Here is a 23,228-nt window from a genome sequence, read left to right on the forward strand (position 1 = left end):
GTTGTAGTTTATGGTTTGGGTGCATTGGATGATTTTGGTGTTTTCTTAATAGTACCACGAGGGGGTGGTTTGTTGGATATTCTTTTGGTGGGATTGGGCGGTTGGAGGCGGTTTTTGGGCGGTTGTGTGTGGGGATTGGGCGGTTGAAGCCGATTTTTGGGCGGTCGTGCGTGGGGGTTGGGCGGTTGACGGCAGTTTTCGGGCGGTCGCGTGTGGAGATTGGGCGGTTGACGGCGGTTTTCGGGCGGTCGCGTGTGGGGATTGGGCGGTTGACGGCGGTTTTCGGGCGGTCGCGTGTGGGGGTTGGGCGGTTGGTGGTGGTTTTCGGGCTAATGAAGACGATTTTTGGGCCGTCGTGCGTTGAGCTTGAGCGACGCATGCAGGAGTATCAACAACTTGAATTTAATGGTTTTCTTTTGACATTTTGATTAAAACCTATTATCTTGAATACAAGATATATTCTTAATTTTATATCGAATTCAATTTATTATTCTAAGGGGTGTTTTACATGACCGATTTGAAAAATAAAGTAGCAGTTGTAACAGGTGGAGCAAGCGGAATTGGATTGGCAACGGTTAAAGCTTTTGCTGAAAAAGGTGCAAAAGCAGTTATTGCTGATTTTAATGTAGAACTTGGTAAAGCGAAAGAAGCAGAATTAAAAGCAGAAGGCTTAGATGTTCTATTCGTTAAAGTGGATGCCGGGAATGAAGAATCCGTGGCTAATCTTGTCTCTGAAACGGTTAAACATTTTGGAAAAATAGATGTAATCGTTAACAATGCTGGAATTGGCGGGATGACAGATACGCATGAACTTACGTATGAAGCATATCAAAAAATCATAAAAGTAAACCAAGATGGTGTATTTTTCGGGATGAAATATGCGATTCGTGAATTCTTGAAAACAGGCGGCGGCTCTATTATCAATACCGCGTCTATTTTAGGCTCTGTTGGACAAGAGGGTGCTTTCGCTTATGCCGCTTCAAAAGGTGCCGTCAACCAAATGACGAAAGCAGGAGCTCTTGAATACGCAAAGCGAAATATCAGAGTAAACGCTATTGCGCCAGGATTCATCGAATCAGGACTTGTAAACAAAGAAGCTTTAGGTGATTTCTATGACGGACTTGTTGCCAAGCACCCAGTTGGAAGACTTGGAAACCCTGAAGAAATTGCGCATGCGGTCATCTTCTTGGCTGAAAACGATTTTGTTACAGGTACAACAGTCTTCGTCGACGGCGGATATACTGCACAATAATGAATGAAAAAAGAAGATACTCTGTAACATTAAGGACAACTGATTGTCCATGAGGTTAATTAAGATCATGTCTTGTTTATAATGCTGCATATACTATTAACAAAAAGCACATCACTAAGATATTTTAGTGGTGTGCTTTTGGTTTTATCAGGGCATAAATATAGTAAATTTAAGGGACGAATAGCAGTCTCTTTTTCATCATCAGTTTACCCCTATTCTGGTTCGGTGGACATTCTCCAACTGCATGAAGTCCAGATGTTTAATCTAACAAATTCATCCGATTGAATAAAAACAAAATGAAGATTGGCTATTTATGCAAATAGCCAATCTCCATCAGATGAAACACTCAGTATTTAAAGAAGCCTTCCCCTGTTTTCCTTCCGAGACGTCCGGCGCGTACATATTTTCTGAGTAAAGGGGCTGGGCGGTATTTGGAATCATTGGTTTCGTTGTAAAGCGTTTCTACGACAAAAAGCAGCGTATCCAGACCAATTAAATCAGCTAGCGCAAGTGGACCGATTGGGTGACCCGCTCCAAGCATCAACCCTTTATCAATGTCTTCCGCTGAAGCAATTCCTTCTGATAATACAAAAATCGCTTCGTTGATCATCGGTGTTAAGATGCGATTCACAGCGAACAATGGTGCTTCTTTTACTGAAATGGCGACTTTATGGAACTCTTCAGCTAGTTCATGAGCGGTTTGGAAGGTTTCATCACTCGTTTGTTCGCCTCTGATGATTTCAACCAATTCCAAAACAGGGACGGGATTGAAGAAATGCATGCCAATCACCTGCTCACTTCGACTAACTGCGCTCGCCATTTCGGTAATGCTTAGCCCAGACGTATTAGAAACAAAAATGGTCGAAGGCTTACATATTTGATCCAGTTCTGTAAACAGTTCTTTTTTAGGCTCTATCCGCTCAATAATTGCCTCTATGACAAAGTCTACATCTTTAAGGTCTTCTATTGAAGTAGTTGGCTGAATGCTGTTTCTAATTTGATTAGCTGCTGATTGATCTAGTTTCCCTTTTTCTACATTGCGCTTTAACGTTTGTTCAATTCGCTTAATTCCACGGTCAAGACCTTCTGGGTTTTTATCCAACAAAATTACTTCATGACCTGCTTCCGCTGCTACTTGAGCAATCCCATTGCCCATTGTACCTGCGCCAACTACTGCAATTTTCCTAATCATACTGTCACCCCTTTTGTTACTCCTTTTAAAATGTCTTGGTCATTCTGTTGCTTTCATTTAAGTAATTCAGGATTTACTAAGCAGGGCGACCCCGTCCTCATACTCCTTAATTAGCAAATCCACAATTTCTTTTGTTGTTTCACGTTTCGTAACGGTTGTTACACCTTGACCCGCGGACCAAATATCGCGCCAGGCTTTGACTTCCACCAAATGCGTTAAATCTACTTCCTCTTTTGGTTTGAGTGTTGCTGGGTCAATGCCTTCTTTTATGATGCTCGGAATTAGATAATTTGCATGGACGCCGCTAAATGAATCTGAGTAAACAATGTCATCAATTGTCGAATCGATGACCATTTGTTTGAATTCCTCTTGTGCGCTGCTTTCTTCTGCCGCTAAGAAACGCGTGCCCATATAGGCATAATCTGCCCCCATTAACTGTGCAGCCGCAATGTCTGCGCCTGTTGAAATGGTTCCTGATAATATGATTGTCCCCTTATAAAAGCTTTTTACCGCTGCAATAAATGCAAATGGATTTAATGTCCCACCATGGCCCCCTGCACCAGCGCACACTAAAACTAAGCCATCTACTCCCGATTGCGCAGCTTTTTTCGCGTGTTTTACATGTGCCACGTCTGAATAAACGAGACCCCCATAGCCATGAACGACTTCTTTCACTTCCCCCGGATGCCCGAGGGAAGTAATGACAATAGGAGGTTCGTATTTCCGAATTAATTCCAGATCGTCCTCATAGCGTGTATTTGTTTTTTTATGGCAAAGAAAGTTCACTGCCCAAGGAATATCATTTAACCCTTCCTTCACTTCTTGTAGCCATTCAGCACATTTCTCTATTGGACGTGCATTTAATAGAGGGAATGAACCAATGACGCCTGCTTTTCCTGCCTCAATCACCATTTTTGGTGTAGAAACTAAAAACATAGGGGCAATAATCACAGGGATTTTAAGCATTTTCAAGCACCACTGCAATGCCTTGTCCGCCGCCTATGCACAGGCTCGCCACGGCATATCTCGCATTACGCCGTTTTAATTCATAAGCAGCTGACAATAAAATCCTTGTACCACTTACGCCTACCGGATGTCCCAGTGCAATCGCGCCGCCATTGACGTTTGTTTTCGAACGATCTAGTCCCAACTCTTTTTCAACGGCTAGGTATTGTGCTGCAAATGCTTCATTCACTTCCACAATATCCATATCTTCAATGGTCAGATTCGCCCGTTTTAATGCTTGTTTGATGGCGGGAACTGGACCTATTCCCATAATTGTTGGATCCACACCAACGACTCCCCATGAAACAATACGTGCGATTGGCTTTAATCCATTCGCTTGTACAGCTTTTTCACTGGCGACAACAACGGAAGCTGCGCCGTCATTAATCCCCGAGGCATTTCCAGCTGTAACCGTTCCCTCTTTTTGAAATGCAGGTCGGAGCTTTGCCATTCCGGCACCATCCACATCTGGTCTAATATGCTCATCTTTATCGACCAACACTGTATTTCTGCGTGTTTTCACTTCAACGGTAATAATTTCCTCAGCAAACAAGCCGTCCTCAACTGCTTTCGCTGCACGTTGATGGGACTCGACGGCAAACGCATCTTGTTCTTCCCTGGAAATCGAATACTGTTCAGACAGTTTTTCTGCCGTCATGCCCATACCACTTCCTGTGTGTTGATCTGTCAATGTCGCCGTTAACATATCTTCAAATTGCAAATTTCCTAGCTTCGAACCACTGAAACGTTGTTCAAAATTGGCGTACGGAGATTGCGACATATTTTCCGCTCCACCTGCTAAAACAATCTCGGCTTCGCCCAATAAAATATGTTGTGCCGCTGTTACTACGGATTGCATACCTGACCCGCATAGTCGGTTTAACGTCAGTGCTGGAACTTCTTCAGGAACGCCCGCTTTTAATCCAATGTGGCGCGCAATATATGCGGCCCCTTTTCCTGTATGAATCACATTGCCATAGATGACATGATCGACTTGTTCAGGTTGCACATTCGAGCGCCTCAATGCTTCCACTGCGGTTGCTGTACCGAGCTCCGTCGCACCTACCTTCGCAAAAGATCCTCCAAACTCTGTAAATGCCGTTCGTGCTCCATCGACGATGTATACATTACTCATATCCCATCTTCCTCTCCCCATAACTCACAATTTCCTGTGAGTTTTATTTCTCCCATTGAATCGGCTATCTCATTATCTATAGTTGCTTTCATGTAATACCAATAGCGTTAATCCTGCACTTCATATAGAACCTGACTCACGCCTTTGCCTCAACTTTCGGCCAAAGTGTGTGCTTCAACACTTTCCCGGATGCATTTCTCGGCAGTTCATCCAAAAACTCCACTTCTATTGGCACTTTGTACTTCGCGAGTTGCGTTCTGCAGTATTCAATAACCTGCTTTTCAGTAATCGATTTCCCCTCTTTCATCACTGCAAATGCTTTTGGTACTTCACCATAAACTTCATGCGGCACACCGACAACTGCCGCTTCCAACAACTCTTGAATTTGATACAATACTTCTTCCACTTCAACCGGATAGACATTCTCTCCACCGCGATTGATCATATCTTTTTTCCGATCAACGATATATAGGAGTCCATCTTCATCAAATCTTCCTAAGTCGCCCGAGTAAAGCCAGCCATCTTTAATCGCTTGTAGGGTTGCTGCCTCATTTCTTAAATAACCTTTCATTACTTGTGGTCCTTTGACGACAATTTCCCCCACTTGACCAACCGGAAGCGGCTTTCCGTATTCATCAACTACTCTGATTTCAGTTTGCGGAAGTGCCTCTCCTACCGAACCTATTTTTTCAAGTGCAAGATGATCTTTTAATGTCGAAGCGGCTGGCGTATTTTCCGTTTGACCATATAGATTTTGCACTTTGACATTCGGGAAAGTTTCTTTTAGTTTCTTTACTAATTCATAAGGCATCGGAGCTGCACCGTACGCAAATAATCGAAGTGTCGGAAGCTTCATATCATGAATTTGAGGTAAGTTCAAAATGATTGTGTACATTGCCGGTACACCAAAAAACATTGTCGGGCCTGCCCCTTGTAACAGGTTAAGGGTTTGGACTGTGGAAAATGCTTCTTCGATAATGATTGAACCACCTTTATACGTTACCGGTACAACAAAAACATGACTTGCAGCACAGTGGAATAATGGCGTTGAGACTAGCATTCTATCCTTATCCGATACACTCATTGCTTCTGACCAAATCTCTGCCGTCGCAAGAATGTTTTGATGTGTCAACATGACACCTTTTGGTTTACCTGTTGTGCCTGATGTGTACATAACAACGGCTGTGTCGTTTGCATTTAATTGGACAGGAGAAAATTCCAGGGAAGACTCTTCTAAAATCCCCCCTAGCAGTTCTCCTCCGTCAATTGTTAATTTCTCTTGAAATACGTGTTCTAACTCATTAATTATTTGTTCAATCCTGATATCATAAATGAGTGCTTTTGCTTCTGATTGATTGCAAATATATTCCACTTCAGGAGCAGCTAATTTCGTGTTGATGGGCATGACAGAAAATCCACCTAATTGAATTCCGAAGTAACATACAAGAAATACATCTGAATTCAGTGAATACAGCGCAATAATATCGTCCTTTTTATATCCTTTAGATTGAAAGTAAGCGGCTACTCTTTTCACTTTTTCGTAAAATTCGCCATATGTCCATTCGCGTCCGTTATAAAAAGTGAAGACTTTACCCGGTTGATTTTCAGCATAATTTGCTAAAACTTCTGGCATGAACATTTCTTCCCATCCCCTCATTTCAATAATTTAACAATGTAATCTCCAAAGTAGGTTTTCAATTCATCTTTCGGGATTCTTCCACTTGGGTTATACCACTGTTGAATCCAGTTCATCGCGCCGAGTATCATCATTCTTACGATGATTGTCTCTGTTGGGTGAAACTCCTTTGAATTGATACCCCTTTCGATGATCCGATCGAATAACTCCGCGTAATCTTTACGAAGTTTTAAAACCTCTTCTAATTGATCCGCGTCGTAGATTTGTCTAGGTTCCAAAATCATATTGAATGTCTCTTTTTCTTCAATTGCGTAATCTATATGCATTGCAATCATTCTTCGAAGGACTGCTTCTGCCGACCCTTTTCCATCTAATTCATTTTCAAGTTCAATCGTTGCTTGAAAGAGTACGAAACTATGACATTGGTACATCAAGTCGCTCTTACTTTTAAAGTAATAATACAAAGAACCTTTCGTCATCAAAAGCTCTGCTGCAATTTCCTCCATCGTCGCTCCATCATAGCCTCTTTGATTTACAATAGTGATTGCTGTCAATAATATCTGTTCTTTCTTCTTCAATGTTCTTTTCTCAGAGAGCTTCATTTTTCCACCTCTACGCAAGCGTTTTCATTTTCAGTAAATTCCTTTATGGATGGTACCGCAATGTATTGGTACCTTCTTGCTATTTTGTATTCTTTCATTTAATCATTGTTAAATTAACTGATAATTCTAACCTTGTAGTTATTTTAGCAATCTACAAATTAGATTGCAAGTCCTTTTTGAACATTGTTTGAATTTTAAATCATAGTTCAAATATGTATGTAACGGGCAGTTGGAGGCGATTTTTGGGCAGTTATGTGCGGGGATTGGGCGGGGGTTTGTGATATTCGGGCGGTACTGCGTGGGGATTGGGCGGTTAATGGCGATATTTGGGCAGTCCAAACCCATATTCGGGCGGTCCGATTTCTCGTGGCAATCCTCACTCCAAAGTGCACTTTTCAGTTCTCCTTGTCTCTCTGTTGTTCTACTTTAGTGTAGTGCTGTTACACTTTAGTACCAGCTCAATGTTCTTTTGAATGTACTTCTATTAGAAGAACTCTTATCATCATTTGCGTTTGGGTGGGTATTAAGTAACAGAATAATCTTAAAACGATAAAATATATGCTAATAGTACAAAAATAGAACCTCCCCAACCGCAACAGGTGACGTAATATTCAACCTAAGTTGGTTATACTGAACTATATAAAGTCAGCGGGGGAGTCCCCCACCCCCAACTGATGGTTAGTTGACTCATTCGGGCATTTATGGGCAGTGGGTTCCCTACTGTTGTTTTCATTCCCGAGAATACTAGACGTGGGGATCGAGGAATATAATGAGCGGAAACTGTGAAGTACATCCTCCATGTGGGCACCTTGGATGTATGGAGTTATTGGTGCAACCGGCCTGATTAGAGTTGGACATTATGTCCAATTCAGTCGGGTTTTTATTATGATGGGAGGAATGAGTGGTATTAATAAAATCCTAGATACTAAGGTACAAGCGTGCAGTACGTCAGGACCCTCTTTTGCTTTAGGACAGGCTTATGTCGATGAAATTATTCGTGATGAACAGAACCGTATTGCCAATGAAATCCATGATAGTGTCTCGCAAAGGTTGTTTGGTCTGTCTAGTTCCCTGCTTAGTTTGCAGATGAATGGTCAAGATATGACTTCTGATGAATTGAATGAAGAGTACCAGTTTTTATCTCAGTCGGTGAATATGACCATTATAGAACTTCGAGCAGCTATCTATCAACTCAGTTCCATCAAGAAAGGCGAGGACGATTTTCTTATCCGCCTTAAAAACTTTTTTTACGAGTACGCACGTCTCGTTGATGTACGGATAGATTACCAAATTACGGGTGACGAAGCGTTTATTTCGGAGGAATTAAAGCAGTCGCTTTATCGGATTATTTCTGAAGCGTGTGGCAATGCGGTTCGTCATGGTGAGTGTACTGCCATTGAACTAAGGTTGTTTTTATTGGAAGAGAAAACGGTTTTGGAAATTAAGGATAACGGGATCGGCATTAATGTAGACACGCACGAGAGTCAGCAGGAAAAAGGAATCGGTCTCGCTAATATGAAAGATAGTGTTCGTTCTTTCTTTGGTACATTTTCAATTGGTGGATTACAAGGCATTGGAACAGAAATTCAAATTGAAATTCCCAATTTAAATATGAAAAATGAGGTCATCGGATAATGCGAATTGTTAGTGTTGACGATCATCCACTGGTTAGAAAAGGGCTAGCGTCGATCCTTTCTTCAGACGATGCAATGGAAATTGTTGGAGAAGCAACGAATAGCCAAGAGGCGCTTATCCTTTTTCGCACAGCTACGCCTGATTTAGCGATTGTCGATCTTCGATTAGGGAAAGAATTCGGTTTGGATTTGATCGCAGAAGCAAAACAACAAGGCATCACTTGCAAGTTCGTTGTGCTCACTTCATCAATAGATGCGCTCGATTTTGAACTAGCCAAACAAATAGGTGTCGATGGTTATATTTTAAAAGAGGCATTCCCTGAGGAACTCCTTCACGCTTTGCGAATTATTGACAAGGGCAGGAAGTATTATGACCCTGGGGTGCTTGACTTTGTTACGAAATCTGAAGTGCCTGTTGAGGAAGACGTACATATCGAACAGCTGACTCCAAAGGAAAAGGAAGTCTTGCTTGAACTCGGCATGGGCCATTCCAATAAGCAAATCTCACAGGCATTGTATATCACCGAGTACACTGTAAAAAAACATGTATCCCAGGTCTTGGCGAAATTGGATTTAGCTGATAGGACGAATGCCGCGCTGTATGCCAATGTGAAGGGGTTGGTGACTTATCACGCGAATTGAGTGGGTTATCGAGTGAAAATCGTCCATTTGGTTTTTTCGTGTGGGCGGTTGTGTGCGGGGTTTGAGCGGTTGATGGCGATATTTGGGCGGTTGTGTGTGGGATTTGAGCGGTTGGTGGCGATTTTCGGGCGGTTGTATGCGATATTTGGGCAGTCTAGCACCATATTCGGTCGGTCATCCGCGGGGTTTGAGCGGTTAAAACCATTATACGAGCGGTCGTGCGTGGTTGGACATTTTTAGGGATTAGTTGGCTGCTTCGATGGGTTTGTTGGACACTTTTTGATTGGTTGGACATTTCCGCGCGTTGGGATTGAGCGGTTGGTGGCGAGTTTCGGGCAGTCTAGCACCATATTCGGGCGATCATCCGTGGGGTTTGAGCGGTTAAAACCAATATACGAGCGGTCGCGCGCGGGATTCGAGCGGTCCAAACCATTATACGAGCGGTCGCCCTTGCGCCGCCCCCCACAATTCAACTACAAAAAAATCGCCTACACGGAAAATACGTGTGGACGATTTTTGTAGACTATTTTATTGCCTATTTCTCAAAACTCACTAAACCTAACACCATTGCCATCGATTTCCTGCAACAGTTGAATTTCCTCCTCCGTCAGTGGGACAAACGCTTCAAAGTCTTCGTGTTTTTCGACGGTGAAACCTGTTTTTTCGATGACTTCCTCATATGTAACTGCTGGAAATAGGGATAACAACTTCAAACGCTTATCTGTTTCAGATATTTTGAATACGCCGAGTGGTGTGATGACGGTTTCTGTATTTCCGGCAGCTGTGACCACGTCGAGCTTGTCAACAAGCCCTCGTTTGTCGTGGGTTGTTTTCCACAAAATGCCTCTTTTCACTGTCGGAAGCAATGCTGCACTTCCCGCTCCGCCTGGTAAACGGACTTTTGGTTTATCGAAAGTACCGATTGCGCTTAAGTTTAATCGGCCTTGGCCGTCAATTTGTGCGCCGCTTAAAAACGCGACATCCAGTCCACCGCGTGCCGACAAGTCGAAAATATCCGAGAGTGGAAAATCGACGATTGCGCCTTCACTTAACGATGCATCCGCTGTCGAAACGCTTGAGTAATTCGAAGGTTTTGCGTCCACGCCGCCTGCGATACTTAGATAGACGGCGTTTTTAGCGTGCAATCTTTTCGCCAATTGAATGGCAATTGCTGGCATCGGTGAAGCGACACCATGGAAAACGCGTTCCCCGTCATTAATGAGCCGCGCCATGGCCACTGTTATATAATCACCCGTTTGTAAGTTAGACATGCGTGACGGCCCCCTTTGCCTGTTCCAAATAGCTTGCGGGATCTTTTAGATAGCTAGCCACTTCAACTTCATCAATTGCGTAAAACGGTGCACAACTTCCCGGCGCCGCCCCTTTCTCAGCAAGGACAACACTTTCAACAAGGAATCCAGGGATTTGCGGTTTATTTTCCCAACTACTAGAATCAATGATCTTTTCTGCAGTTACAATTACTCTTTTAGCTGCTTTGACCATGATCAAGTCTTCAAACAATGCGCCATTTACATAGGCATTTCCATTTTCATCAGCGATATTGGCATGGATAATGGTGACGTCAGGCTGTAATGCAGGGACAACAGCCGTTTCTTTATTGGTAAATGGACAGGTTACGTAACGGACCAACCCAGTCAATTCGGGTAGCTCGCTTCCTTGAAAACCATTGATTGGCTGGAAAGGAGCGCCGTAAATGCTTGCCCGAAGACCAGCGATTACACTAGCGCAGGCGTGTTCATGGACGACAATTTCTCCATTTTGAACGCCTTTTCGGTAATTTTGCGCCAAACCGAGCATTTCAAAACCGATATAGCCCGCGTACACCGAACGGATTGATTTTGCCAAAGCAAGTAAATCGATATCGAGTGCACCCGCTGTTTTAATGATTGAAAGGTCTTTTTTCTCCTGCCGAATTAATTCCACAACAAAAGCGAGCGGAGAGCGATGCAATGCATTACCGCCGAGTGCTAGCAACGAGCCATCAGTAATTGAGGCGGCTGCCTCCTGTATAGATAATTGTTTAGACAAATCAAATCCCCCATTTCAACTGATTTAAAATCACCCTATTACAATCCCATCAGGATCCAGAGCATACAATGTATCCAGCTCAAGTTTGGTCGGCGCATCAACATACGTCCAATCTTTGCTAATTGCGATTGGGAAACTGCTTTGTTCCTGCACGTCGTCTAGCGTAAATCCTTTGAACAGTTGCAGTAATGTCATTTTCTTTGTTTCATCATCAAATCCGTAAATCCCTAGCTGTGTAATGACACGGTATGGGCCTGTGTTCGCTGGCAATCCAACCTTTTCCCGCTCGCCTTTGCCTGTTAAGTATCCCGGGCTCGTTAGGAAATCGAGTTCAGCGACAAACTTCTTACGGTCTTGCCTCATTAAAATAATTGTGCGTTCACATAAGGATGCGATATCCGCTCCTCCGCCTGAACCTGGGAGTCTTACTTTTGGATTTTCCCAGTCACCGATGACGGTTGTGTTTAAGTTTCCGTAGGCATCAATCTGTGCCCCGCCTAAGAAACCATAGCGGATCCAGCCTGCTTGCGCTAAACTCATGACGTAATCCATCGAACCTACTGTTACGCCGTTTTCATATGTTAATGATTCACTTACTTGAATCGGTAGTCTGCCGGTTGGTTTCCCACCGACACCGCCTCCTTCATAGACGAGTAGAATGTCGGGTGCGTGCGTATTGAGTGCCAGCACGGATGCGAGTAACGGCATCCCTGTTCCAACGAAAACAGCCGTGTCTTTCGGCAATACGCGAGAAGCCGCGATGATCATTTTTTCTGTTTCAGTTGCCATCTTTACCCTCTCCTTTTCGCTACTTTTGGATATGGAGCCAGTTTCTTTTCGATCTTTTTCAATTGATTGACAACACGGACGCCGCCGATTTTCTCCAAGTACTGATAATGATCTTTGCTTCCGTGGACGTATGTTTCCAAGTAATCTGCAACGCCCTCATCTGATATAGATGCGTCGAGCCAGATTTGCCAATGGTCTTCATCGAATGAATACAAGCCTGGAACTTGATTTGGGTGGGAACCGTATGGGGTTTCGACAACCGCATCAACGACGAAATAAGGAATTTTCGTCAATGCCGGATCATTCTGGATGACTTCATCGTGCACGATTTCTTCCGCAGTGATCAAAACGAATTTCGCAGCATGTGCAATTTCGATGTCTTCCGCGATATTGCCGTCTATTTGACAATTGCCGTACCGATCTGCACGGTGGACATGAATGATGGCTACATCTGGATAGCATGCAGGCAAGAGTTCCACGGGTTCATTGGTAAATGGATCGACAATTGTTTTAGAACCGCTGTACTGCAATGTATCTGTTCCAAGAGATGACCTGGTCGGATAAAATGACAATCCTTTCATTGCAGCTGTGAAACGCCATTGGAATCCTGCATTCGTCGTTTCCGATAGGACTTTAAGGCGTCCCGATTCAACTGCCGCTCTTGCAGGCCTGGCCAATCCGCGCACTTCATCCGCAAACCCGTAAGATACTTCCGCTTTCGTTACGTTGCCTGATGCCGCGAGTAATTGCCAGTCATGCTGGGATCCTTTCGTTCCGATTGTTAGGTCTCCAACTTTTTGGCGAATGATTTCGTGGACCGCCGCAAGTGGGTTACGGACAGAACCCATGCCGCCGAATACGACGTAATCGCCTGCTTTGACACCGCGCGATACCGCCTCGTCAATTGTCGTCAACTTATCTCTTTTCACCATCGATTTATGCTGTTGACGGAAAGCCCTCATTTCGTCTGGGTGCGCCCATCCGTATAACTTGGATGAAGCTGTTTCTTTTGTAGTAGTCATTTTTTATTCCCCCTTATCTTCTATCGACTGCTTTTGCCGAGCGGTCTCCGGCGAATTGAATGAGCTGTACTATGATGATTAAAATGACGACAGTTGCCAGCATGATTTCATTTTCAAAACGATAGTAACCGAAGCGAATCGCTAAGTCCCCGATACCACCTCCACCAATCATCCCGGCCATTGCCGAGTAGCTCAGTAAGCTAATAACTGTGACGGTAAGTCCGGCAATCATCCCTGATCTCGCTTCTGGAAGCAACACATCCTTGATGATCAACCACGCAGATGCACCGGTAGATTCGGCCGCTTCAATGACGCCTTTGTCAATTTCCCGCAAAGACGTTTCCACCAGGCGGGCATAGAATGGGATTGCCGCAAAGGTCAGTGAAACACTCGCTGCAGTGGGTCCCATTGTCGTACCGAGAATAAGTTTCGTCACAGGAATCAAAACGACGAGTAGTATAATGAAGGGAATCGATCGAATAACATTGACGATTGTCCCTGCGACACTCTGTAGGACTCGGTTTTGCCAGAACATCCCTTCACTTGTTACAAATAGACCAACGCCTAAAGGAACACCGATGACGATTGCAAATGCGACGGCAATCCCCATCATCCAAGACGTTTCAAGAAAAGCATTTCCGAAATCAGTAATAATATCAGGCGGCATTTGCGAGCACCTCCAATTGGTTTGTCCGTGTTGTAATATAGTCGATTGCATTCTGTAATTCTGTTTTTTCTCCATCAATTTCAATGATGAGCGTTCCAAGCGGACGGTCCTGTATGTACGTTATCTGACCGTGAAGAATATTGATGGCGACGTTGTATTTCTTCAACGTTTCTGCAATGACGCCTTCTTCAGCAGATTCCCCGCGGAACACGATTTGGACGATTGACCCTTTTCGGCCCGTTAGCAAGCGATCTGGCAATGTTAAAGAATGGACCGTTTGCACAAATTGCTTTGTTAAAGCCGTTGCTGGATTCGCGAACAAGTCATAGACGTCACCTGCTTCAACGACTTTCCCGTTTTCCATTACTGCGATGCGGTGACAAATCTGTTGTACGACTGCCATTTCGTGCGTGATCAAGACAATTGTAATGCCTAATGTCTGATTGATTTCCTGAAGCAATTCTAAGATGGACGCTGTCGTTGTCGGGTCAAGCGCCGAGGTTGCTTCATCACATAGCAACACTTTCGGTTCATTTGCCAGTGCACGTGCAATGCCGACACGTTGTTTTTGTCCACCCGATAATTGAGCTGGATAATGTCCCGCACGATCCGACAAGCCGACCATGTCAAGTAATTCAGCGACGCGTTTCTTGATTTCACTCTTGCTTTTGCCCGCAGCTTTCAATGAAAATGCGACATTATCTGCGACCGTTTTCGAGCTGATCAAATGGAAATGTTGAAAGATCATGCCAATCTTCACACGTTCTTTCTTAATCTCTCTCTTCGTCAATGAAGTCATTTCTTTTCCGTCGATGAAGATTTGCCCCGCCGTCGGTGCTTCCAACATGTTCAAGCAGCGCAACAATGTACTTTTTCCGGCGCCACTGTAGCCGATAATTCCGAAGATTTCACCTTGCTGAATGGTCAGGGTGACATCTTCAACGGCTTTCACGTCTTTATATTGTTTTGTCACATTGACGATTTCAATCATTTAAGTCACTCCTTTTCTGCTTGATAAGGTGGTAGCACATAACCCGCTGCATTTTCTTTCGTGTATTCATAGAATTCGTCGGAATGATACGCTGCCTTCAATGCTTTGGCAAACGGCTTATCTTCGTCTTCTTTTCGTATCGTCAAGTAAATCAAGTAATCTTCAGATGTTTTCTCCACATCGACCGCTTCTGTTAATTTCAAACCTGATGCCAGAGCGAAGTTCCCATTGACGAATGCGAAGTCAGCATCACCGAGTGACCTAGGTGTTTGCGCCGCATCCAGTGGTTGGATTTTCAAGTTGTATTTATTGTTTTCCACGTCTTTTTCGGAAGCTGTTATCGGATTAACATCCTCAGAGATTGTGATCCAGCCGTAGTCTTCCATCATGTTCAAAGATCTTGCCAGGTTTGTTGGGTCGTTTGGCAACGTCACCGTCATGCCTTCTTTTACATCCTCAAGAGCTGTATGTTGGTCCGAATAAAGTGCAATTGGAGCAGTCGGAACGCCATATGCAGGAACGAGGTCCATGTCATGGGATTCATTGAAATTCACTAAATAGTTTCTATTTTGGAATAAGTTCGCGTCGATATTTCCTTCATTTAGCGCATTGTTCGGCTGGATATAATCATTGAACTCGACAATCTCAACCTCGAAGCCGTCTTTTTCAAGTATAGGAATAATCCCTTCCTTCAATTGATCACTATAAGGACCCGCTGTTGCGCCGATCTTAATCTTCTTTTCATCATCTGCAGATGCAGACCCGCACCCCGCCAATACCAGTACACTAATTGCAATAAGCAATAAATTTCTAAACACTTTTTTCATCTTCTATTCCCCCTAAATTTCTAATTTATATACAAAAAAGGCCTCCAGCAATTCGCAATATTGTCTTTGAACAATATCGTGAAAGTCAAGAGGCCTCCGGTTGTCCGGTCAGCTTCACTTCTTATTTTCAGTTTTCAGTACTGGGAACCGTTTTTTCTCAGTTCGATCGATTTGAACGATTTGTCCTTCATGGATGGTAATGTGTACCTCTCCAAAATCCAAACCTTTCAGCGCCTGCGTAATCGCATCGATTTTAACTACATCCTCATTCACTTTCAAAACCATTGCGCATCCTCCTTTTTTTTACTGAGTGAAAGTCACAACGTCTAATCTGATGATTGGCAATCAATTACGCCTCGGCGTAATTGCGTCCAGATTTTGAATCGAGCTTGCTCGATTAACTCCTTTCAAAATCTGTGACATCCGCCGGAGGCTTTATCTTTGTTCAGCGGGCGGTTGGACACCCATTGAACAGGATAACAAAACCACATTCATCTCCCACCTATAGAGGTGAGAGTCTTCTGCTGAAAAAAGATAAAAAAGCGGCCTCTTGTGAACTAAGAGGTCGCCGAAACACGTAGTTTGTAGGCAAAACCTCTCATCTGTCAGATGACGAACGACATCTGCTGGAATTGGCACCGTTTGAATGAATTCAATGGTTGCTGAGGCGTCAAAGGGCCAGTCCCTCTGCCTCTCTTTATAAGAGTTTTGTTTATGTAATTGATATTCATAATAATCCATCTATTCCGATGTGTCAACTATACTTTAAAACTATTTACTTTTTAAGTGACGCCTCTACCAATTTTTCATTCCAATTCTCGCGAATGAAGGGCGCTCTTCCCGACTCTTCTTTGAAGACTTTATATTTTTCTGGGTTCTTTTGATAATAGTCTTGATGATAGTCCTCAGCTGGATAAAAGATAGTTGCTTCAACGATTTCTGTGACAATTGGTTTTTCAAAGCGTCCACTTTGGATTAATGCTTCTTTTGAGCGTTCCGCAACTTGTCTCTGTTCCTCATTATGATAGATGATCTCCGTGCGGTAAGAAGTTCCCCGACTGCCAAACTGACCATCTGCATCCGTCGGGTCAATTTGCTGCCAATAGAGGTCTACTAATTTTTCGTATGAAAAGACTGTCGGATCGTATGTGATTTGCACCGCTTCCGTATGTCCCGTAACCCCCGCACGCACTTCCTCGTACGTCGGATTTTCAGTGACGCCTCCAATATAACCGGAAACTACTTTTTCAATACCGGGTTGCGTATCAAACGGCTGCACCATACACCAAAAACACCCACCCGCAAATGTTGCCAATTCAACTTTTTTCTCAGTCATCATAATCCCCCTTTTCGTTATAATAAACGCCCCTGTCATATAAAAACGACCCCTTCCTATAAGAAGAGGTCGCCGCATGACAAATATCGCGTGCAAAACCTCTCATCTGTCAGATTCATAATAAATCTGTTGAAATTGGCACCGTTTGAACACTGTTCAATGGTTGCCGAGGCTTCACAGGGTCAATCCCTCCGCCTCTCTTTATAAGAGTTTTAGCTATGTAATTGATATTCATACTAGTCTATCCATTTAGATAAGTCAATGTCTGAAAATATAATTTTGTGATTTTTTACTATATTGAGTAAGATATACGATGTTTGAATGTTTAATATCATGTGATAAAAGAACTAGAGGTAAGCAGCATTGTTAATACTTTTAAATAGGTGAGTAAGTGAGTGGAATTGGTGCTATTGGTACTTAAGGATTATTAATTATTAACCGATTTAAATTTGGTTGGGTTTCTTTGTTACTTCTTAACGGTTTTTCTGGATAGCGTTTTGTGTGACTTAGTGACTGTTAGTGAGTCGGTTTTGTGGGGTGTAGATATCGGTGGTTGAAAACAATATTTGGGCGGTCCTCCGCCGGGTTCGGGCGGTCGCTAAACAGATTCGAGCAGTCTACCGGCGGCTTCGGGCGGTCGCAAACCAGATTTGAGCGGTCTACCGGCGGATTTGGGCGGTCTCTATCGATATACGGGCAGTCTCCCCCCCGTTTTATTGACGGTCAACCACTTAGAGATGGGCGTGTGTAGGAATATAATCCGTAGGCTACCAAAAAGGCCACCTTCGAAAAATTCATTCCTCTGTAGGCACTTGAATCGAATGTTTTGTTAAATAATCCTTTTTAAAGTCGGGATAGTGAGATTTCCACAAGGTATGTACGAAATACAAAAAGGGCAGCGCGGCTATTGGCAGTAGGAATAATAAGAACCAATATGGACTTTCCGTAATTCCTAGGATTGCGCCGCCTATGATTCCAAACAGAATATAAAGAATAGAACCAGAACAAAGGCTTGCGTAGAGAAGCAAAAAAACGATATTCATATAAACCAATACATACATGGTCATCTTTTTCCTTTTACCTTGTACCTGCTGACTTAACTTCCAGTTCGCCTTTATTTCCGAAGCGGACTGTTTCAATACTTCTCTTATATTTAGCATTATTTTCTTCATTTATTCGAGACCTCCATTACTTCTCCGCATACAAAATCTGTAACACTTTTCTTACTTTTCCAATTCGTATGTTGCGTTATAAATTTAAAATCACTGTCGATAATCTGTGAATTTACTATAGAAACAAAGATTTATATTGCAGGTATGGATTTATATTTCCAGATTTCTAACAACTTAGCTACTGGCTTGGTTTTATGGGCGGTCCACAGCAAGCTTCGGGCGGTTTCTCCCGATATACACGCGGTCAACCGTGGGATTCGGGCTGTCTTACTCTATATATGGGCGGTCAACCGCGAACCTGCAAATAAATGAATATACTACAATGTTGCACCCCAACAAGGATTGACTTTGTATTCAACGTTTGCAACATAACGGAAGTACCGTTTTATGTAAACTCTGGAATCATATCTTCACTTCTATCTTTTACTTTTTTTAGATTCGTCTTGTCTTTCATTCAGTGGTAAACCAAACTCTGGATAAACCTGCTTTACACTATCTATATTTTTAACAATATAAAAATATCTATGGATATAAACGGAGAAATAGGCAGTGATAATCGAGACAAAGGAAAGTAATAATACTAAGAAAAGCATTTTTGCAGAATCACTATAGAGGAGTGATAGCACAAGTTGACCTATCACATATCCAATCCCACCAATTGACAGCCAACGGATATTGATACTCTTCATCTGTTGCATTTTATGGTAGGTTCCCGAGTAAAGGGCTTTTATATTTAGCCAATTAATCGTCAACAGTAATCCGATAAACAGAAACAGCCCAATAATAAAAGGTACTTTCCCCACCGCTCCAACATTGTAATACAACAATTTTTGCGATGCTAAAAAATAGACATATGTATTAACAACCCCATATACACCAAAAAAGAGATAATAGGACTTCTCAAATTTGTATGGGGCGAATAAATAAAGCAATGCCCAAATTTGTAGGATAACTACCGGCACAATTGCCGCCATAAAATAAGTAAACGAAAATGGCGCACCCAGAATTGGAAGCATTCCAGTCATATATAAGCAGATTAAGAAAAACCCAATAATATTCGATCTGTTTTCCTTAGGTGTTTGGAATTTCAAATAAGATAACGCAATCTTATCAATTTTTTTCTTTTCGATTTTAGGTTCTCTCCTATCCTTTAAACCAAGAAAAAATACTATCGTTAATGTTTTTTACAACTTTTTATAGCATCACCAATTGATTCTGTTTCTCCGTCGTTATGCCGGGTGACACCGACCTGGGAAGAAATAACTTATCCTTTCTTATCTTATAAAAAAAGTTTTTTTGCTGATTCACTATAAAGGAGTGATAAGGCAAGTTGGACGATTACATATCCCATTGAACAACTAAAAGCGTTACAGTCCTGAAAATATCATTTTCCGTAAACTCTGGAATCATATCTTCACTTCTTTCTCTTACTATTTTTAGATTCGTCTTGTCTTTCATTCAGTGGTAAACCAAAAGAGGGGTATACCTGTTTTACGAGATCCATATTTTTACTAATATAATAGTATCGGTGAATGTAGACTGTAAAATAAGCCGTGAGTAGTGATAATAGTGAGAGTAATACTATGAAAATTATCATTTTTGCAGATTCACTGTAGACGAATGTTAATATGAGTTGGGCAATTACATATCCTATTCCCGCAAATGATAAATAGCGAACGTTAATACTCTTCATCTGTTGCATTTTATGGTACGTTCCTGAGTAAAGCGCCTTTATATTAAGCCAGTTTATCGATACCAATATGCCGATAAACAGTATAAATCCAATAATAAAAGGAGTCTTTCCTACTGATTCTAAATGGAGATAAAGTAATTTTTGTATTGCTAAGAAAAACACAAACGTATTGACTACCCCGTATATCCCGAAGAAGAGATAATAAGACTTCTCAAACTTGTAGGGGGCAATTAAATAAAGCAATGCCCATATCTGGATTAAAATAATGGGTACAATTGCTATAGTAAAGTACAGGGATGAGAATGGTACAGCAATGATTGGAATCATTCCAGCCACGTATAGAAAAATGGAAAAGAACACAATAATATTCTTTCTGTTTTCTTGAGGAATTTGGAATCTTAAATAAGACAACGTAACCTCATCAATCACTTTTTTTTCGATTTTAGATTCGCCCCTATCCTTTAAACCAAGAAGACACATTATCGTTAATGTTTTTTACAAATTTTTCATTGCATCTCCAATTGAATCCATTTCTCCGTCGTTATGCCGGGTAGCAGCGGTCTCAATCCATATACAGGCGGCCCTCCGCGATATACGAGCGGTCTCAATCCACATTCGAGCGGTCCACCGCCAGCTTCGAGCGGTCGCACTCCATATATGGACGCTCCACCGCGAGTTTCGAGCGGTCTCTCTCCATATACAGGCGGTCCACGCGATATATAAGCGGTCCCCAGCAAGCTTCCACCGCCCGCATCCACTATTCAGGCGAAACAGCTAAAAACGTCGCAATCATAAGTAGCATTGCAACGCTTTCTTCATTTTACAGATTCAAATTTAAAATTATCCATCTTCACGACTTGGTTATCCTGTTCAAGTGTGTCAATAAGTGCTTCCTGTTCAGGCGTTATGCCGAGGGAGAATGGGACTGCATGGTTTGGTTGAATGATTCCTGTATCTGTTTCGGAAAGGTTCACTTCAACGCCTTCCCATATGAATTCCCCAGAATCGAGGCCTAACGTATAATCGAACGAGATGTTTTTCATGGGTTCATCCAAGCGGTTGATGGCTAAGAATAGCAATGATGCGTTTTCTGTTCCACTGTCCACGATATCGATAATATTAATACTGAAATCATTGGCGAGTCCCATATCTGCATCTTCTGTAATCATTCGATTTAACTCTTTATAGACTTCACTGTTTTCAATTGTTACGCCGGCCTCTTCGTCCGCTTTCAATAATTGTAACGAAAGTGCCTCTTGTTCAACGGTTTTATCCACTTTTTCTTCAGCCCCTAGTTGTTTATTGTCGTCCTTCGAGGCACATCCTGCCAAAAGTACTAATGCTACTGTCAATAAAAATAATATTTTTTTCATGTGAATCCTCCCAATCTAATTTCAAAAATTAACGCGTTGCTTTTTTTCAGTGGTGCCTACAGACATCTCCACATTGGTTTGCCTTGCATTCGTATCTTTGACCTCTACGAATATGGGCGTTTTCCGACTCATTTCATGTTCATCAGTCTTTTGTCTAGTTTCATAGCACAAACAATTGTCAAATTGCAGTGAACGAATGACAATTTCCATTTCACAACTTTCTTCCTTTGGCTGAGTCTTCAGATTCCAAATATCCTCTCTTATCGAAATTAAAGCTTTTGAAGCGGAACTTGCAATACAAGATGACGAGCTGCTCGGGCAATACAAAAATCATTGTATAGAAGATACCGAAAGAAATGAATGTTATGGTGGCCTCTTCAATATCCGCCAAGTTGTAAGTTCTCACGGCAAATTGAACGATAAACACAAGTGCGGTACTTCCGATAATTGCTGCCGGAATATACGTTTTATTTTCGAAATTCGCTCGAAGTTCATCTCGTTTCGAGCCCTTGCGATACTTCCCTTTTCTCAATAAAATAGAAAATCGGATGACAGTAGCAACGAAAAGCAAGACTCCAAGTGACAATGTCACCATAGTAAATGTCAGTAGTGACTTTTCTGAGACTTACTGGTTCTCTCCTAGTAAAAATAACGGTTTCTCTCGATATTCGGGCGGTCCACAGCGATGCTTCGAGCGGTCGCTCTCGATATATGAGCGGTACACCGCAAGCTTCGAGCGGTCTCTCTCAATATAGGGGCGGTACACCGCGAACTTCGAGCGGTCTCTCTCAATATACGGGCGGTCCTCCGCAGGCTACGAGCGGCCTCACACAATATACGGGCGGTCCCCAGCGAGCTTCGAGCGGTCTCTATCGATATACGAGCGGTCCACCACGAATTTCGAGCGGTTTCTCTCGTTATATCATCAGTCTCCCCGCACAATAGAAATGCATAGAAAAACTCATTCCTCTTGACGCACTTGAATCGAATGCTTTGTTAAATATTCTCTTTTAAAACCAGGATAGTAAGGGGTCCACATGTTATGTACAAAATACAAAAATGGCAGCGCGGCTACTGGCAATAGAAATAACAAGAACCAATATGGGCTTTCCGTGATTCCTAGGATTGTGCCGCCTATGATACCAAACAGAATATAAAGTATGGAAATAAAACAAAGACTTGCGTAGACAAGAAAAAAACCGGTATTCATATAAACCAATACATACATTTTCATCTTTTTACTTCTTCCTTGTACGAGTTGACTAACCTTCCAATTCGCCTTTATTTCCGAAGCAGATTGCTTCAATACTTCCCGTACGTTGCTCATTATTTTCTTCACGTTTTCTAGACCTTCAAAATTTTCCTGAACATAAAAGCGCTACAACTTTGTAAAAAGCTGTAGCGCTTTTTTTATTTTTCCAATTCAAATTTAGCGTTTTCAATTTTCACAGTTTTGTTTTCTTCGGTCATCAATTGAAGCAGTTCTTTCCCTTCTGGCGTAACCGGAACGGTAAATGGAATCGCATGGTTTGGCTGAATAACGCCTGCAAATGATTCGGATAGGTCTACTTTTTCACGGTTGAATACATATTTTACAGTACCCTCCGTTTCAACGCCCAACGTGTATTCTAACGTAATATTTTTGATTCCTTTTTCCAACCGGTTAATCCCTAAAAATAACATGACACTCTCACCTGCACTCTTTTCTACAAGGTCAATTGCATGAATACTAAAGTCATCCGCAACCCCAATGTCGGGATTGGCTTCTACAAGTCCGGACAATTGTTGATACATCTCTTCTTCCAACGTGACGCCATTTTCCTCGTCCGCTTTCAATACTTGCATTGAAAGTGCTTGTTGCTCTGTATCTTTTTTCACGTTTTCTTCATCTCCTGTCTTCGGTTGTTCGTCATTGGTGGCATTACACCCCACTAATAGTATTGCAATGAGTAAAATTCCAAGTAGCTTCTTCATTTCGAGACTCTCCCATCATGAATTAAAATTACTGTTGATAATCTGTTGATTTACTATAGAAACAAAGAATTATATTGCAGGTAACGATTTGTATTTCCAACCTTTTTACGACTTAGTTACTGGCTTGGTTTTATGGGCGGTCAGTCGCTGGATTTGGTCGGTTTCACTCGATATACGGGCGGTCCACAGCGAGCTTCGGGCTGTCTCTCTCGATATACGGGCGGTCCACAGCGAGCT

General features: G+C 42.5%; 26 protein-coding genes and 3 riboswitches. Of the genes, 4 read left to right on the forward strand and 22 right to left on the reverse strand.

Annotation, left to right across the window (positions count from 1 at the left end; all coding sequences use genetic code 11):
• The first annotated feature begins 64 nt into the window (after window positions 1-64).
• A complete protein-coding gene (locus AC25Y6_RS11635) occupies window positions 65-364 on the forward strand; it encodes a hypothetical protein (RefSeq protein WP_488143143.1) in 300 nt (99 codons plus the stop codon).
• A 144-nt stretch (window positions 365-508) separates the two neighbouring features.
• Window positions 509-1,252 (forward strand): SDR family NAD(P)-dependent oxidoreductase, encoded by a 744-nt coding sequence (locus AC25Y6_RS11640; protein WP_488143144.1) that lies wholly within the window; start codon window positions 509-511, stop codon window positions 1,250-1,252.
• A 346-nt stretch (window positions 1,253-1,598) separates the two neighbouring features.
• Here AC25Y6_RS11640 and AC25Y6_RS11645 read toward each other — a convergent pair whose 3' ends face one another.
• The 5 genes from AC25Y6_RS11645 to AC25Y6_RS11665 form a co-directional block, all read right to left on the reverse strand.
• On the reverse strand, window positions 1,599-2,444 hold the full coding sequence (locus AC25Y6_RS11645; protein ID WP_488143145.1) for a 3-hydroxyacyl-CoA dehydrogenase family protein: 846 nt from the start codon (window positions 2,442-2,444) through the stop codon (window positions 1,599-1,601).
• Between the two features lie 66 nt (window positions 2,445-2,510).
• Entirely contained in the window at window positions 2,511-3,410 is a 900-nt protein-coding gene (locus AC25Y6_RS11650) for an NAD(P)H-dependent flavin oxidoreductase (protein ID WP_488143146.1), read from the reverse strand.
• Window positions 3,403-4,584: an acetyl-CoA C-acetyltransferase gene (locus AC25Y6_RS11655; protein ID WP_488143147.1), complete on the reverse strand. Its 1,182-nt coding sequence runs from the start codon at window positions 4,582-4,584 to the stop codon at window positions 3,403-3,405. The genes AC25Y6_RS11650 and AC25Y6_RS11655 overlap by 8 nt, the downstream gene beginning before the upstream one ends.
• A gap of 136 nt (window positions 4,585-4,720) precedes the next feature.
• Complete coding sequence (locus AC25Y6_RS11660) at window positions 4,721-6,223, reverse strand: class I adenylate-forming enzyme family protein (protein ID WP_488143148.1); 1,503 nt, start codon at window positions 6,221-6,223, stop codon at window positions 4,721-4,723.
• Window positions 6,224-6,237: 14 nt separating this feature from the next.
• Entirely contained in the window at window positions 6,238-6,822 is a 585-nt protein-coding gene (locus AC25Y6_RS11665; protein WP_488143149.1) for a TetR/AcrR family transcriptional regulator, read from the reverse strand.
• A gap of 766 nt (window positions 6,823-7,588) precedes the next feature.
• Window positions 7,589-7,670: riboswitch (cyclic di-GMP riboswitch) on the forward strand.
• On the opposite strand from AC25Y6_RS11665, the gene AC25Y6_RS11670 reads away from it, so the two are divergent.
• Both AC25Y6_RS11670 and AC25Y6_RS11675 read left to right on the forward strand, forming a co-directional pair.
• A complete protein-coding gene (locus AC25Y6_RS11670) occupies window positions 7,636-8,457 on the forward strand; it encodes a sensor histidine kinase (RefSeq protein ID WP_488143150.1) in 822 nt (273 codons plus the stop codon). Its footprint overlaps the riboswitch before it by 35 nt.
• A complete protein-coding gene (locus AC25Y6_RS11675; protein WP_488143151.1) occupies window positions 8,457-9,098 on the forward strand; it encodes a response regulator in 642 nt (213 codons plus the stop codon). The genes AC25Y6_RS11670 and AC25Y6_RS11675 overlap by 1 nt, the downstream gene beginning before the upstream one ends.
• Window positions 9,099-9,640: 542 nt before the next feature.
• Here AC25Y6_RS11675 and AC25Y6_RS11680 read toward each other — a convergent pair.
• The 17 genes from AC25Y6_RS11680 to AC25Y6_RS11760 form a co-directional block, all read right to left on the reverse strand.
• Entirely contained in the window at window positions 9,641-10,369 is a 729-nt protein-coding gene (locus AC25Y6_RS11680; protein ID WP_488143152.1) for a CoA-transferase subunit beta, read from the reverse strand.
• Window positions 10,362-11,147: a CoA transferase subunit A gene (locus AC25Y6_RS11685; RefSeq protein ID WP_488143153.1), complete on the reverse strand. Its 786-nt coding sequence runs from the start codon at window positions 11,145-11,147 to the stop codon at window positions 10,362-10,364. The genes AC25Y6_RS11680 and AC25Y6_RS11685 overlap by 8 nt, the downstream gene beginning before the upstream one ends.
• A gap of 30 nt (window positions 11,148-11,177) precedes the next feature.
• Window positions 11,178-11,936, reverse strand: a complete 759-nt coding sequence (locus tag AC25Y6_RS11690; protein WP_482102448.1) for a CoA-transferase subunit beta — start codon at window positions 11,934-11,936, stop codon at window positions 11,178-11,180.
• Between the two features lie 2 nt (window positions 11,937-11,938).
• A complete protein-coding gene (locus AC25Y6_RS11695) occupies window positions 11,939-12,958 on the reverse strand; it encodes a CoA transferase subunit A (RefSeq protein WP_488143154.1) in 1,020 nt (339 codons plus the stop codon).
• Between the two features lie 13 nt (window positions 12,959-12,971).
• A complete protein-coding gene (locus tag AC25Y6_RS11700; protein WP_482102446.1) occupies window positions 12,972-13,625 on the reverse strand; it encodes a methionine ABC transporter permease in 654 nt (217 codons plus the stop codon).
• On the reverse strand, window positions 13,615-14,616 hold the full coding sequence (locus tag AC25Y6_RS11705) for a methionine ABC transporter ATP-binding protein (RefSeq protein ID WP_482104159.1): 1,002 nt from the start codon (window positions 14,614-14,616) through the stop codon (window positions 13,615-13,617). Before AC25Y6_RS11705 ends, AC25Y6_RS11700 begins: the two co-directional genes overlap by 11 nt.
• 5 nt (window positions 14,617-14,621) lie before the next feature.
• Window positions 14,622-15,443 carry a MetQ/NlpA family ABC transporter substrate-binding protein gene (locus AC25Y6_RS11710; protein WP_488143155.1) on the reverse strand — a complete coding sequence of 274 codons (822 nt, stop codon included), beginning with the start codon at window positions 15,441-15,443 and terminating at the stop codon, window positions 14,622-14,624.
• Between the two features lie 114 nt (window positions 15,444-15,557).
• Window positions 15,558-15,728: a YezD family protein gene (locus AC25Y6_RS11715; RefSeq protein WP_488143156.1), complete on the reverse strand. Its 171-nt coding sequence runs from the start codon at window positions 15,726-15,728 to the stop codon at window positions 15,558-15,560.
• A gap of 310 nt (window positions 15,729-16,038) precedes the next feature.
• Window positions 16,039-16,149: riboswitch (SAM riboswitch) on the reverse strand.
• Between the two features lie 69 nt (window positions 16,150-16,218).
• Window positions 16,219-16,779 carry a peptide-methionine (S)-S-oxide reductase MsrA gene (msrA, locus tag AC25Y6_RS11720; RefSeq protein WP_488143157.1) on the reverse strand — a complete coding sequence of 187 codons (561 nt, stop codon included), beginning with the start codon at window positions 16,777-16,779 and terminating at the stop codon, window positions 16,219-16,221.
• A 99-nt stretch (window positions 16,780-16,878) separates the two neighbouring features.
• Window positions 16,879-16,989, reverse strand: a riboswitch (SAM riboswitch).
• Window positions 16,990-17,573: 584 nt separating this feature from the next.
• Window positions 17,574-17,951, reverse strand: coding sequence for a hypothetical protein (locus AC25Y6_RS11725; protein WP_488143158.1), 378 nt, complete (start codon window positions 17,949-17,951; stop codon window positions 17,574-17,576).
• Between the two features lie 416 nt (window positions 17,952-18,367).
• Window positions 18,368-19,042 (reverse strand): hypothetical protein, encoded by a 675-nt coding sequence (locus tag AC25Y6_RS11730; RefSeq protein ID WP_488143159.1) that lies wholly within the window; start codon window positions 19,040-19,042, stop codon window positions 18,368-18,370.
• 323 nt (window positions 19,043-19,365) lie between these two features.
• The gene (locus AC25Y6_RS11735; protein ID WP_488143160.1) at window positions 19,366-19,980 is read right to left on the reverse strand and encodes a hypothetical protein; all 615 of its coding nucleotides are present in this window, start codon (window positions 19,978-19,980) and stop codon (window positions 19,366-19,368) included.
• Between the two features lie 170 nt (window positions 19,981-20,150).
• Window positions 20,151-20,402 carry a hypothetical protein gene (locus AC25Y6_RS11740; protein WP_488143161.1) on the reverse strand — a complete coding sequence of 84 codons (252 nt, stop codon included), beginning with the start codon at window positions 20,400-20,402 and terminating at the stop codon, window positions 20,151-20,153.
• Between the two features lie 57 nt (window positions 20,403-20,459).
• On the reverse strand, window positions 20,460-21,017 hold the full coding sequence (locus tag AC25Y6_RS11745) for a hypothetical protein (protein WP_488143162.1): 558 nt from the start codon (window positions 21,015-21,017) through the stop codon (window positions 20,460-20,462).
• 211 nt (window positions 21,018-21,228) lie between these two features.
• Window positions 21,229-21,612 (reverse strand): hypothetical protein, encoded by a 384-nt coding sequence (locus AC25Y6_RS11750; protein ID WP_488143163.1) that lies wholly within the window; start codon window positions 21,610-21,612, stop codon window positions 21,229-21,231.
• Window positions 21,613-21,978: 366 nt separating this feature from the next.
• Window positions 21,979-22,356, reverse strand: coding sequence for a hypothetical protein (locus AC25Y6_RS11755; RefSeq protein ID WP_488143164.1), 378 nt, complete (start codon window positions 22,354-22,356; stop codon window positions 21,979-21,981).
• A 71-nt stretch (window positions 22,357-22,427) separates the two neighbouring features.
• Entirely contained in the window at window positions 22,428-22,991 is a 564-nt protein-coding gene (locus AC25Y6_RS11760; RefSeq protein ID WP_488143165.1) for a hypothetical protein, read from the reverse strand.
• Window positions 22,992-23,228: the final 237 nt, after the last annotated feature.

It is taken from the genome of Sporosarcina sp. Y1004, assembly GCF_057669665.1.